The organism is Methanobrevibacter gottschalkii DSM 11977 (assembly GCF_003814835.1).
Classification (GTDB): Archaea; Methanobacteriota; Methanobacteria; order Methanobacteriales; family Methanobacteriaceae; genus Methanocatella; species Methanocatella gottschalkii.
The window spans coordinates 239,543-252,907 of sequence record NZ_RKRG01000003.1; the positions used below are offsets into that span (position 1 = coordinate 239,543).

Annotated in this window: 11 protein-coding genes; 9 read left to right on the top strand and 2 right to left on the bottom strand. The window is 29.3% G+C overall.

The window, feature by feature from the left end; translation table 11 throughout:
* Positions 1-200 precede the first annotated feature (200 nt).
* The 9 genes from EDC42_RS07865 (at position 201) to EDC42_RS07905 (ending at position 11,813) form a co-directional block, all read left to right on the top strand.
* Positions 201-1,757 carry a ClC family H(+)/Cl(-) exchange transporter gene (locus tag EDC42_RS07865; RefSeq protein WP_069575197.1) on the top strand — a complete coding sequence of 519 codons (1,557 nt, stop codon included), beginning with the start codon at positions 201-203 and terminating at the stop codon, positions 1,755-1,757.
* A complete protein-coding gene (locus EDC42_RS07870) occupies positions 1,758-2,258 on the top strand; it encodes a nitroreductase family protein (protein ID WP_069575200.1) in 501 nt (166 codons plus the stop codon). It begins immediately after the preceding gene.
* A gap of 79 nt (positions 2,259-2,337) precedes the next feature.
* Positions 2,338-3,051 (top strand): Cna B-type domain-containing protein, encoded by a 714-nt coding sequence (locus EDC42_RS07875; protein ID WP_069575203.1) that lies wholly within the window; start codon positions 2,338-2,340, stop codon positions 3,049-3,051.
* A 172-nt stretch (positions 3,052-3,223) separates the two neighbouring features.
* The gene (gene mch / locus EDC42_RS07880; RefSeq protein ID WP_069575205.1) at positions 3,224-4,195 is read left to right on the top strand and encodes a methenyltetrahydromethanopterin cyclohydrolase; all 972 of its coding nucleotides are present in this window, start codon (positions 3,224-3,226) and stop codon (positions 4,193-4,195) included.
* A gap of 137 nt (positions 4,196-4,332) precedes the next feature.
* Positions 4,333-5,163, top strand: coding sequence for a DUF4013 domain-containing protein (locus EDC42_RS07885; RefSeq protein WP_069575206.1), 831 nt, complete (start codon positions 4,333-4,335; stop codon positions 5,161-5,163).
* Between the two features lie 113 nt (positions 5,164-5,276).
* Entirely contained in the window at positions 5,277-5,822 is a 546-nt protein-coding gene (rbr, locus tag EDC42_RS07890; protein WP_069575208.1) for a rubrerythrin, read from the top strand.
* A gap of 89 nt (positions 5,823-5,911) precedes the next feature.
* On the top strand, positions 5,912-6,457 hold the full coding sequence (gene rbr, locus EDC42_RS07895) for a rubrerythrin (protein ID WP_069575210.1): 546 nt from the start codon (positions 5,912-5,914) through the stop codon (positions 6,455-6,457).
* A gap of 69 nt (positions 6,458-6,526) precedes the next feature.
* Positions 6,527-7,936, top strand: coding sequence for a nicotinate phosphoribosyltransferase (locus EDC42_RS07900; protein ID WP_069575211.1), 1,410 nt, complete (start codon positions 6,527-6,529; stop codon positions 7,934-7,936).
* A gap of 220 nt (positions 7,937-8,156) precedes the next feature.
* Positions 8,157-11,813, top strand: coding sequence for a C1 family peptidase (locus EDC42_RS07905; protein WP_069575213.1), 3,657 nt, complete (start codon positions 8,157-8,159; stop codon positions 11,811-11,813).
* 14 nt (positions 11,814-11,827) lie between these two features.
* Here EDC42_RS07905 and EDC42_RS07910 read toward each other — a convergent pair whose 3' ends face one another.
* Entirely contained in the window at positions 11,828-12,526 is a 699-nt protein-coding gene (locus tag EDC42_RS07910) for a thymidylate synthase (protein WP_069575214.1), read from the bottom strand.
* 209 nt (positions 12,527-12,735) lie between these two features.
* Positions 12,736-13,308, bottom strand: coding sequence for a DapH/DapD/GlmU-related protein (locus EDC42_RS07915; RefSeq protein ID WP_069575215.1), 573 nt, complete (start codon positions 13,306-13,308; stop codon positions 12,736-12,738).
* Positions 13,309-13,365: the final 57 nt, after the last annotated feature.

Genomic DNA, 13,365 nt, shown 5'->3' on the forward strand with positions numbered 1-13,365 from the left:
TTGATTTCGTTTATTTAATTTTAAATTATTAATTATATTCATGGAAAATATTGTTTTTATTTGAATATTCATTCATATTTTATCTTAATAATTAGAAATAAAGCAATGAACTATATTTTGGGAACTTTTAATGATAAGGTATTTTTTCATGTAATTTTTTGTAAAAATTATATATGATTTAAAAATAAAATATTATCTCTATGAAGAATCTTGAAAAAACATTAAAATCAGTGACTGAAAATCCAAAATATATTTTCCGTTTAACAGTTCAAGGATTAATGGTTGGTATATTCGCTGGTTTGATGGTATGTTTATATCGATTTTTACTTTATGGTTCGGAACATATTTTAAGAGATTATTTAAATATTATACATGGAAATATATTATATATTATTTTATTTTTCATTGCATTGGCTATAATGGGACTTTTAGTCGATTGGTTAATCAAATGGGAAGTTGATTCGGCTGGAAGTGGAATACCCCAAGTTTATGCTGAGGTAAAAGGGCATATGGAAGCTAACTGGGTTAAAATTCTTTTTTCTAAAATGGTATCAGGTGTTTTAACAGCTCTTGGTGGGTTGTCTCTTGGTCCTGAAGGCCCTTCAGTTCAAATTGGGGGTATGGCAGGAAAGGGTGTTGCCCGTTTATTTAAAGGATCCAAAACAGATGAATTAAGATTAATCTTAGTTGGTTCTGCTGTAGGTATTACAGCCGCATTTAATGCGCCATTGGCAGGAGTATTATTTGTTTTAGAAGAAATCAATCATGGATTTGATAAAACATTAGTATTTATTGCACTGGTATCGGCTATTGTATCTGATTTTATATCAAAAGTTATCTTTGGTCAATCCACTGCTTTAACATTTCCAATTCATAATATTCCATTAGGAAATTATTGGTTACTTCTTGTTTTAGGTGTTTTAATCGGATTATTGGGTTATGTTTATAATATTGGTATGATAAAATCAAGTGATTTCGTAAATCAGCTTAAAATCCCGTCTTGGCTTAAATTTGTATTGGTTTTTATGGTTTCTGGTGTTGTAGCATTGTTAATACCTGAAATAAGTGATGGCGGACACTTTATGATGGACATGTTGGATGTGGCTATGCCATCGCTGGGTGTTTTAGTATTTCTGCTAGTTTTAAAATACTTGTTCTCTTTGTTCTCATTCTCGTCAGGTGCGCCTGGAGGTATATTTTTACCGATTTTAGTATTGGGAGCATATATTGGTGCAGTATTTGGGGTTGTAATCGTTTCTGTATTTGGATTGGAACATACATTAATATATAAATTTGTGGTCATTTCAATGGCAGGATTTTTCGCCGCAACAGTAAGATCTCCGATTACAGGTGTTGTTTTAATTGCTGAGATGTGTGGTTCAACCGAATCATTAATTGCAATGATCATCGTTTCTTTAATAGCCTATGTTGTTCCTACACTTTTGGGTAATGAACCGATTTATGAATCATTATATGATAGGCTGCTTTTAAAGAAAAACAGGGAATTTGTTAAAAAACCTTCAAAGCATGTTTTATCCGAATATTTAGTTCCACTTGACTGTAATTATATAAATTTCAAAGTTAAAGATATTCCATTTCCAAAAAATGCTATTGTAGTTTCTGTTATCCGTAATGGTAAATATGTAATTCCGACAGAGGATTTTAAAATTAAATATAGTGATCAGATTCATATTTTAGCTGATGTTAATGATTATCCATTTGTTCGCGAGGAAATTGAAGAGTTGTTTGGTGGTTAGATGAGTTTAATTTTTAAAAGAAAAAGTGTTCGTAAATTTAAGGATGAAAAAGTTAGTGAGGAGGTAATAACTAATCTATTAAAAGCAGGTATGCAAGCACCTTCGTCATGCAATTCTCAACCCTGGGAATTCATTGTTGTATCAAAAAAGGAAGATAAATTAGCCATTTCTCAAATGCATCAATTTGCAAAACCGGCTGCCAATGCATCTCATTTGATAATTACTGTAGGAAATCTTAATGAAGCAAAAGTCATTAGGATGATCGAACAGGACTTAGGGGCTTGTAATGAAAACATTTTACTTCAGGCTACTCATGAGGGTCTTGGTGCTGTATGGTTAGGTTTCCATCCAATCGAAGATAGAACACTAAAATTAAAAGAATATTTGAATATTCCGGATCATTGTATTCCATTTTCAGTAATTTGTGTTGGATATCCTGCCCATGAAAGTGAAATAAAAATTAGATATGATGAATCTAAAGTTCATTTTGATAAATATTAAGCAATTTTTCTAAAATACTGATTTTTTTAATGGTGTTTTATATATTATTAAAATTATATTCATTTTTAGAGGTGGCTTCATGTATAAAAGGATATTTTCAATATTAATTGTCATGGTCTTTTTGATGTTTTCAGTTAGTGCTGTTTTTGCTGAATCTGATGCTGTTCAAGATACGGGTGGGGAGAGTACTTCACGAATCATTAATGTAAAAGTTATCTGGAATGATGATGGCCAAACAAATAATCGTCCTGATTCAGTTACTGTAAGGCTTTTAAATAATGGGAGTGTTGTTGATTCAGTAATATTAAATGAAAGTAATTTTTGGAATGGTACTTTTAAAATACTTGATAATGGAAATTATGACGTTGAAGAGACAGGTGATCTTTCTTCATATTCGATTTCTTTAACTGGCGATATGGATAATGGTTTTGTAATTACAAACACTATTAAGCAAGCTCCAAATAACGGCAGTGATGATATGATTGTTGATGAAAATTCTACAGATAATTCATCAGATGATGTTAATGGTATTATTGATGATTCCAATCATACTGTTGATCAAAATGATGCTAAAGATGAAAATCAAACAGAAAATATTTCCCAAGCAAAAAATACAACTTATAATAATAATGATAAAGAAAAACAGGTAATAAAAAAAGAAAATAAATCTGTTAAAAAGAATAATACAAACATAACGGGGATTAAATTAAAAAACACAGGACTTCCTGTTGTGGTTTTAGTTGTAGTGTTATTTATTATAGTCATTACTCCAATTTCACGTTGGAAAAAATAATCTAGAATATGCGGATGGTTTTTTATCTGCATATAATTTATTTTTTTAAAACTCTTTTAGTTTTGAATTAATTATCTTAGAATTATTTAGGCAAATATAAATAAGAATAGCAATAATATTTTATTTAATAACTTAAAAGTTATAAGTTGATATTTTTTATAGAGGTTAAACTATGGTAAGTGTAAACATTGAAGCAAAAAAAACCGTAGATGTAATGATTGAAAAAGCAGATGCATTAAACATCGCTGTAGAAACCTTAAAAAATGGTGCTACTGTTTTAGATTGTGGTGTAAATGTTGATGGAAGTTTTAAAGCAGGTGAACTTTATACTAAAGTTTGTCTCGGCGGACTTGCAGATGTTGGAATTTCTATTCCAGGAGATTTGTCTGAAAAATTCGCTCTTCCTTCAGTAAAAATTAAAACAGACTCACCATCCATCTCAACATTAGGTTCTCAAAAAGCAGGATGGTCCGTATCTGTTGGAGATTTCTTTGCACTTGGTTCTGGTCCTGCAAGAGCAATTGCATTAAAGCCAGCTGAAACTTATGAGGAAATTGATTATGTTGATAGTGAAGCTGATTTAGCTATTTTAACTTTAGAAGCTGATGTATTGCCTGGTGAAGAAGTTGCTCAATATATTGCTGATGAATGCAAAGTTGATGTTAAAAATGTATACTTACTCGTAGCTCCTACTTCATCTCTCGTTGGATCTATTCAAATATCTGGTAGAGTAGTTGAAAACGGAACTTACAAAATGTTGGAAGCTATCAAATTTGATGTAACCAAAGTAAAACATGCAGCGGGTATTGCACCTATTGCACCAATTGACCCGGATGGACTTAAGGCGATGGGCAAAACTAACGACGCAGTATTGTTTGGTGGAAGAACTTATTACTATGTGGAATCTGATGAAAACGATGATATTTCTGATGTTGCAGCTAAATTGCCATCTTCTGCTGCTGACGGATATGGCAAACCATTCTTTGATGTATTTAAAGAAGCTGAATTCGATTTCTACAAAATTGATAAGGGAATGTTCGCTCCTGCTGAAGTTGTAATCAATGACTTAACTACCGGTAAAATTTACAAAGAAGGATTTGTTAATGTGGAGTTGCTTAAAAAATCCTTCGGATTAGATGAATAATTTTATTCATCTTTTTTCTTTTTTATATTTATTTAATTATTCTTAACTTATTGTCTTCACTTAATTTTAAATATTATTATTTTTAAAAGTAATACTAACTACTCTTTATGAGTGTTTAATCTATGAAGGTGTTTAATATGGAAATAATAGATATTATTAAAGAAGCATTTATTTTCCCATCAAATAATTTAGAAAAACTTGCAATTTATATAGTTTTAACATTTGTAATGGGAATGTTAGTTGTTGGGGGAATATTTTCTTTCGTATTCAGTAGTCAGTCTAGTGCTCTTTTAATTGTTGGTTTAATATTATGTATTGCTGCAATAATTTTAGCATTGATAATATCAGGTTATCAACTTAAAATCATGAAATCTGGTATTGACCAGGATGAAGAGGCTCCTGCATTTGACTGGAAGAATGATGGAATAAATGGTATTAAAGTAATAGTTCTTGGTATTGTATACTTTATTATTCCTGCCATTATTGTTGGAATTGTAGCATTAATTACTAATGTTCCGGGCAATTTAGTGCAAATCATTCAGGAATATTCTACAAGTATAAATGCAACTGCTGCTGTTAACTCTACTGCATCCGCAATGCCTGCTGTATCAAGTGCTAGTTGGGCAGCATTAGGAACTTCATTAGCTATTACCGCTATTATTGCATTTGTTTTATTCATAATATTTGCATTCATTCAAACTATGGGTCAGGCAAGATTAGCAAATACGGGTAGTCTTGGCAATGGACTTAATATTGTTGAAGCAGCAAAAGACATTTCAAGAATTGGTGTAGGTAAGGTAATTGCTGTTATTCTTTTAGTGTTTATAGTTATAATGGTTATTCAAGGAATTTTAGGATATATTTATGGTCAAATCCCACAATTATCAATTATTTCAATTATAATAACTCCTTACTTCGTATTCTTTACACAAAGGGCATATGGGTTATTATATTCTGATATTGCATAAGGAAAGTAATTTTTATTTTCCTTTTTTTTCACTTTTTTTTGTTGATTTTTATTTAATTAGAAAAGTTTTTATTCAATGAAACTTATAACTTGTATTATTAGGAGATGTATATTATGTCTGATTTAAAAGGTACTAAAACTGAAGAAAATTTAAAAGCAGCATTTGCTGGTGAGTCTCAAGCACATACTAAATATCAATACTTCGCAGCTAAAGCTAAAGAAGAAGGTTATGTCCAAATCCATGATATTTTCATGGAAACTTCTAAAAATGAAAGAGAACATGCTAAAATCTGGTTTAAATTATTAAATGATGAAGCTATTCCTGATACAATAGCTAATCTCAATGCTGCTGCTGACGGTGAAAACGAAGAATGGACTTCCATGTACAAAGAATTCGCTGAAACCGCTAAGGAAGAAGGTTTCCCAATGATTGCATTCCTATTTGAAAAAGTAGGTGCAATTGAAAAAGAACATGAAGCAAGATACAGAACATTACTCGATAATGTTGAAAAAGAAACTGTATTCAACAAAGCTGAAGATATTGAATGGAAATGTGAAAACTGCGGATTTATATTTTCAGGTCCTAATGCTCCTGAAAAATGTCCAGTTTGCGGACTTCCAAAAGCACACTTTGAAGAAAGAGCTACTAACTTCAAATAATCTTTCTACTTTTTATTTTTTTAATTTTTAGTTAGTAACTTAATATTAAATATTCATAATTTTATATTTTATTTTACGGAGATGAAAACATGGCAGATTTAAAAGGCACTAAAACTGAAGAAAATTTAAAAGCAGCACTCGCTGGTGAATCTCAAGCACGTGTAAAATATGAATTTTACGCATCCCAAGCTAAAAAAGACGGTTATGTGGAAATCAAAGAGATTTTCCAAGAATCATCTGATAATGAAAAAGAACATGCAAAAATATGGTTTAAACTTTTAAATGGTGGTAAAGTACCTGATACCAAAATTAACCTTGCAGATGCAGCTGCTGGTGAACATGAAGAATGGACTTCAATGTACAAAGGATTTGCTGCAACTGCACGTGAAGAAGGTTTAGATGATATTGCAGACTTATTTGATGCTGCAGCCGCTACTGAAAAAGCTCATGAAGACAGGTATAATGCTTTATCAGATAAGATTAAAGCAGGTAAAGTATTTAAAAAGGATGAAGAAATCGCATGGAAATGTAACAACTGCGGATACATCCATTATGGAAAGGAAGCTCCTGAAGTATGTCCATTATGTGATCACCCACAAGCTCATTTCAGAAAACAAGATACTAGTTATATCTAATTGAAAACTGGAGTTTTTATAACTCCTCTCTTTTTATAATAGCAATTTAGTAATTAGTAATTTGATATTATGATTGAAAATAATATATGTTTATTAACAGATAGCTATAAAGTAACACATCATTATTTTTACCCTAAAGGAACAGAAAAAATCTATTCATACCTTGAAAGCAGATTAGGTTCTGAATTTAATAAAACTATTTTTTATGGACTCCAATATATTATTAAAAAATATTTAGAAGGTTCTGTCGTAAATCAGCAAAAAATTGAAGAAGCTGATAAACTTATTTCCAATCACATTGGTGAAGATATATTCAATAAGGATGGCTGGTATTATATTTTAGACAACTATGATGGTTATCTTCCAATTGAAATAAAAGCAGTACCTGAAGGAACACCTGTTAATGTTAGTAATGTATTGATGAGCGTAGAAAATACTGATAAAAAATCATTCTGGTTAGTTAATTACTTGGAATCTTTATTATTGCAAGTCTGGTATCCTTCGACTGTTGCAACATTATCTGCAGAGGTAAGAAAATTATCAAAATTTTACCTTGAAGTTACTGGTTCTTCAAAAGACAATTTAGATTTCATGTTGCATGATTTCGGATATCGCGGAGCTAGTTCAACAGAATCATCAATGTTAGCTGGTTCAGCTCATTTACTCAGTTTTTCCGGAACTGACACTATTCCTGCTCTATTAATTCCTAAAAATTATTATAATGATTCAAATTTATATGGATTTTCAGTTCAAGCAACGGAACACAGTGTAATGACTTCATTAGGTCCTAAAGGTGAATTTGATCAAATTTTGAATGTAATTGATAATGCTAAAAATGGAATATTGTCTATGGTTATAGATTCATATGATTATAAAAATTTTTTAACCGAAGCTGGAAAATCAGATAGCCAATTAAATAAAGCTATAAATGATTTTTTAGCAGTTGAAGGAAATAAAGTTGTATTTAGACCGGATAGTGGTGAACCTGTATCAACAACAATTGACTGTTTGAATATCCTGGGAAAAGGTTTCGGATCTTATCTAACTGACAAAGGTTATAAGGTATTTGATTCAAATATTGGTCTTTTATGGGGTGATGGTTTAGACTATCATAAAATTAGGGATATATTATTTGCAATGAAATCTAATGGCTGGGCGGCTGAAAACATTATCTTTGGTATGGGTGGAGGCCTTCACACCTATGTAAATCGTGATACTCAGAGAAATGCATTTAAATGTTCAGCACAATTACGTGATGGCAAGTGGTTTGATATTTATAAAAATCCATTGGATTCCAGTAAAAAATCTAAAACAGGTAGGTTTAAATTAATTAATGAAAATAATTCATTTAAAACAATATCAATTGATGGATATGGTGATGATTGTCTCAGAACTGTATTTAAAAATGGAAAATTGCTAATTGAAGATACATTTGCAGATATAAAATCAAAAACGTTAAATTATTCAAATTTTTTGTAATATAATAATTATTGTAAGCTGATACTATTGAAGATAGAAGTTATTGGAAGAGAGTAAATTGTTGTATGAATAGCAAACCAATTTCATTAATTTTTTTAATTTTTACTATTTTTTCTAAAATTTACTAGATTATTTATAAGATGTAGTTTAAAATAATAATATGGTAATATAATTTTATATCGCTTTGCGATTAAATTATTTAAAAAGGAGGAAAATATAATTGCACAAAATTAGAAAAGCTATTATCATATGTTTAATATTATTAATTGTTTTTATTCCAACTGCATATGCTGCGGATAATCAAACAAATTTAGGTTTAAACAGTAATGATGTAATGTTATCTGATTCATATTATTTTGATGCTAATGTTGATGATGATTTGGGGAATGGATCATTGGATTTTCCTTATAAACAGTTAAAGAGTAACAGAGTTATAGATAATTCTACAATCTATTTAAATGATGGAATATATTATGGATTTAATAAAGAATTTAGTAATTTAACTGTAATCGGTAAAAATAGTGAAAAAACTATTATAAAAAATATTCAATTTGATATTAAAGGTTCTTTGATAATTCAAAATGTAACTCTGATTAATTCTAAAATAACCAATAATGCAAATATAACATTGGTTAATTCAATTTTTAAAGATTCTTCATCATTCATTGGAGGAGTTTTAAAGTCAAACCCAAATACTTTTGTAACTATAACTAATTGTACATTTTTAAATAATCATGCAAATAGGTATGCTGGAGTTATTTATTCAAATAATTCTAATTTAAATATCTGTAACTCAAGTTTTGTTGGAAATTATGCTAATTATTATGGTGGAGCTATTTATTGTGAGAAAAATTCAAAGTTAACAATTATAAATACTGATTTCACAAATAATCATGCAAAAAATGATGCTGGAGGAGCAATATATGGTATGGATTCAGATATTCTTGCCAATTATTTAAGTATTTCAAATTCTTCATCCACTTTCGGTGGTGCAATAACTGCACTCAATACAAATTTGAATTTAACTAATTTCAATGCTTGGAATAATAAAGCAAAATATCGTGGCGGGGTTATTTATTCAGTTTATGGTTATTATATTGTTATGAACTCCACATTTGAAAATAACACAGCATCTGATGGAGGTGCGTTATTTATTGACTCACCACATTCAGTGAATGTTTCATCAAACAAATTCATTAAAAACAACGCTTTAAATATTGGTGGAGCTGTTTATATAATTTCTAATAAAAATTATTTCATTCCTGATAATTTATTTTTAAATAACTCTGCAAGTTTTAATAATGATTTTTATAAAACTATGTTGTCTAATTTAACTATTGGAAATAATAATTATGTTTTAATTAATTATAATGGATCCCATATAGGTAATCTTCCAAGCAGTTATGATTTAAGAGAATTAAATCAGACAACTTCTGTAAAAAATCAGGGATCTGGGGGTAATTGTTGGGCATTTGCAGCAATAGCTAGTTTGGAATCCTGTATTTTAAAAGCTACAGGAAATGCATATAACCTTTCTGAAGAAAACATGAAAAATCTAATGACATTATACTCCAATTATGGATGGAAAGTTTCTCCTAATGATGGGGGCTATACTTCAATGGGCATTGGATATCTTACTTCCTGGTTAGGAGCTATAAATGAAAGTGATGATTCATATTATGAGTCATCTGCATTATCACCAGTACTTGACAGTTTTATTCATGTTCAAAATATTCTATTTTTAAAAAGAAATAGTTATACTGATAATGATGAAATAAAAAGAGCTATCATTGAACATGGTGCTGTTTCAACAAGTGTATTTTGGAAAGTAGAGAAATATGCTAATGGTGAAAATTACTATAATTATGAATATGCTTCGGGTTCTAATCATGCAGTAGTTATTGTCGGATGGGATGATAATTATTCTAAAAATAATTTTATTAAAAAGGCTCCAGGAGATGGAGCATGGATAATTAAAAACAGTTGGGGTACTGGTAGTGGTGATGGCGGATATTATTATGTTTCTTATTATGATGCACGTTTAGCACCAATAAATACTTCATCTGTTACTTACACATTTGTTTTAGCAGATTCGATTAAATATGATAAAAATTATCAATATGATATCCCAGGAATGACTGATTATCTATTGAATTCATCGGATCGTGTCTGGTATAAAAATAAGTTTACAGCGACTGACGATGAATATTTAACCGCTGTTTCTACATACTTCCAAAAAGAAACTTCATGGGATTTGTCAATCTATGTAAATAATAAACTGATGTTAACTCAATCAGGTAATTCTAGTGCAAGCTACTCAACAATTGAATTAAACCGATTCATAATTCTTAAAAAAGGTGACATTTTTGAAATTGAATTTAAAATAACTGTTGATGGTGATGCAGGGGTTCCGATATCAGAAATAGCTTCTCTTAATAATCTGTTTTATGGTGAAAATATTTCATATGTTAGTTATGATGGGAAAAAATGGATTGATTTATTTGATGTAAGATGGACATATCCTGGCCATACATATAATGATTCGCAAGTAGCTTGTATTAAAGCATTCACGGTATTGAATAAAATTAACTCCACTATTGTCCTAACAATTACAGATGAGAATAATCCAGTTGAAATAACTGCTAAAGTTTTAAACCAGTATGGAAATCCTATTAAAACGGGTAAAGTCACTTTTAATATTGAAGGAAAAGATTACATTGCTAAAATTAATAATGGATTTGCAAAATTGATTCATATTTTTAATGGAAATGAAAATAAACTAATCATTGCTTCTTTTAGCGGTGCCGGATTTATCGAATCTTTCTCAGATATAACTTTTTGTCCAGAGCAGGTTTCAATTAAAGCAAGTGACATGGTTTCATATTATAATAAAAATTCTTATTCCATAACTTTGCTTGACATATACTCAAAACCGGTTGCAGATAAGGAAGTTAAATTTAAAATCAATAATCTGGAATATGTTGCAATAACTAATGAAAATGGTATTGCCGCAATTACATTTAACTTATATCCTAATGTTTATGATGTTATAATTGGGTTTAATTCTATCAATTTTGATAATTATAATGTTACTAAAAAAATCACTATCAAATCTACAATTTCCATTCCAGAAAATACCGTTTATACCTATAATTCAAAATATCCAATTAAATTGTTAAACAATAATGGAAATCCATTATCCAATTGTAAATTCAAACTTGTTATTAATGGCATAACAAATTATGCACATACTGATTCTAATGGTGCTTTTAAATACAATATTAATTTAAAACCGGGAAAACACACTATAACAGTTATCAATACAAAAACAGGTGAGAAATCTACCCAAAAAATTAAAGTTGTCTCAAGAATAACTCAAAATAAAGATTTTTCAATGTATTATGGTGCTGGTAGAAATTATAAAGTTAAAGTTGCAGATGATTATGGAAAAGTTAAGAAAAATCTTAAAATATCTTTTAGAGTGAATGGCAAGACATATTATAGATATACTAATGAAAAAGGTTATGCATATCTAAAAATTTCTTTAAAACCTGGAAAATACACTATAACTGCCAATTATAAAGGATATAAAGTATCCAATAAAATTCGTGTTAAACCAACAATCATAACTAAAAGTATTGCAGTCAAAAAAGGAAAAACAGGCAAATTCACAGCCAAATTATTGAATAACAAAGGCAAGATTTTAAAATATAAAACAATCAATTTCAAATTCAGAGGCAAAACCTACAAAGTTAAAACCAATAAATATGGAATAGCTACTTTAAAGATTGCTAAAAAATATAAAATTACCAGATATTCAATAATTACTAGTTATCGTAGTGAAAAAATAAAGAATACCATTAAAATTAAAAGATAAGGTTAATAATAACCTTATTTATTTGTTTTTATCAGTTTACGGGCTGCCTTTAAATCAGTATTGTAAATATGGCCTGAGGTTGAATGGTAGTGAACTCCACCGAAGTTCAGCTTTTCACCAACAATTTCTTTGTTTACTTCTTCTTTCATTTTAAGGCCTAAATATGCAATGAAAAACATATTGGAGTAGAATGCACCGAAAATATCATTACTTCTGAATATGCAGTGAATGGTTAGTTCATTGTCACGGACAATACATTGTAAAAATTGGAGACATGGTATATCTTCTCTATCAGCGTCAAGTTCAGGGTCTATTGTAACGGCTACTGCACGATTTGAACCGGTTGCTGTCAATATTCTTTTTTTCATTGTGTTAAACTGATCAACATCAAAATGTGCAAAGATACGATTTGGATAAGTGTATACAAATCCCTGATCATCCGGATTTTCTGCGGATTTTACATATTCATAAAGTGCATCGCTTTTAATAGGACAACCTTCTATGTCAAATTTTCCAGATTTAATGTCATCTAACATCATTTTTGTAGTGTAATGTTGATATTTAGCTCTGAATTTCAAATCTAACGGATCATCAATTATATAAAAATTCCCTAAACTTTCTATTAAATGATGATTAGAGTCTTTATAAGTTTCTTTTCCTTGTTTTAAGATTTTATCCACAAAATCTAAATAACATTGATTAATGGTTAGCATAATAACAGTCCTTTATTAAATTAATTAAATCTATGTTTTTACTTAAATATAAATGTTTAAATTAATAAGTTAAAATTAAAAGCAGGAATGATTTGTTTTATGTTAATGTATATTTTTTTAAAAAATAATTTAAACAATTGCTATAATTCTTATTTTAAAATTAATTTTAGAGATACTTTTTTTGATTATTTTGATGTTTTTGTTAGTGACTAATCATCACTAACATTTTTTATAAATTTTACCGGAACTCCTCCAACAATAGTTTCTGGTTCAACATTTTTAGTTACAACTGCTCCTGCTGCAACAATGGCTCCTTTACCGATAGTCACTCCTGGAAGAATAGTTACATTTGAACCAATCCAAACTTTATCTTCAATGTGTATGGGGGAAGGATACATGTCTGCTCTGTTTTCAGGTTCTTTTGCATGATTTAATGTTAAAAGACATACATTATGACCTATTAAAACCTCATCATCAATGAATATCCCACCTTGATCCTGCATTTTGCATCCTGAATTTATAAAAACATTTTCTCCAATATGGATATTTTTACCGAAATCAGTATTGAAAGGAGGAATTAACCCTAATGTTTTATTTATAGGTTTATTTGTTAATTCAGCAAATAATTTTTGAATTTCTTCAGGAGTATGATATTCACTATTGATTTTATGAGTAATTTTCAATGCATTATTCAAGGATTCATGCATAAATAAATGTTGTGTGGAGCCGGCATAAATTCTTTTTCCGCTATTTACATATTCCAGATATTCTTCAAGTTCCATTTAATCACCTGTTATGCTATTATTTGATGTTTATGATTAATAATTTTAGGGATAATA

Excerpts from the sequence above, each read along its gene's own strand:
- mch (WP_069575205.1), top strand. The coding sequence starts at position 3,224 with ATGGTAAGTGTAAACATTGAAGCAAAAAAAACCGTAGATGTAATGATT.
- EDC42_RS07910 (WP_069575214.1), bottom strand. The coding sequence starts at position 12,526 with ATGCTAACCATTAATCAATGTTATTTAGATTTTGTGGATAAAATCTTA.
- EDC42_RS07870 (WP_069575200.1), top strand. The coding sequence starts at position 1,758 with ATGAGTTTAATTTTTAAAAGAAAAAGTGTTCGTAAATTTAAGGATGAA.
- EDC42_RS07915 (WP_069575215.1), bottom strand. The coding sequence starts at position 13,308 with ATGGAACTTGAAGAATATCTGGAATATGTAAATAGCGGAAAAAGAATT.
- EDC42_RS07900 (WP_069575211.1), top strand. The coding sequence starts at position 6,527 with ATGATTGAAAATAATATATGTTTATTAACAGATAGCTATAAAGTAACA.
- rbr (WP_069575208.1), top strand. The coding sequence starts at position 5,277 with ATGTCTGATTTAAAAGGTACTAAAACTGAAGAAAATTTAAAAGCAGCA.
- EDC42_RS07875 (WP_069575203.1), top strand. The coding sequence starts at position 2,338 with ATGTATAAAAGGATATTTTCAATATTAATTGTCATGGTCTTTTTGATG.
- rbr (WP_069575210.1), top strand. The coding sequence starts at position 5,912 with ATGGCAGATTTAAAAGGCACTAAAACTGAAGAAAATTTAAAAGCAGCA.
- EDC42_RS07885 (WP_069575206.1), top strand. The coding sequence starts at position 4,333 with ATGGAAATAATAGATATTATTAAAGAAGCATTTATTTTCCCATCAAAT.
- EDC42_RS07865 (WP_069575197.1), top strand. The coding sequence starts at position 201 with ATGAAGAATCTTGAAAAAACATTAAAATCAGTGACTGAAAATCCAAAA.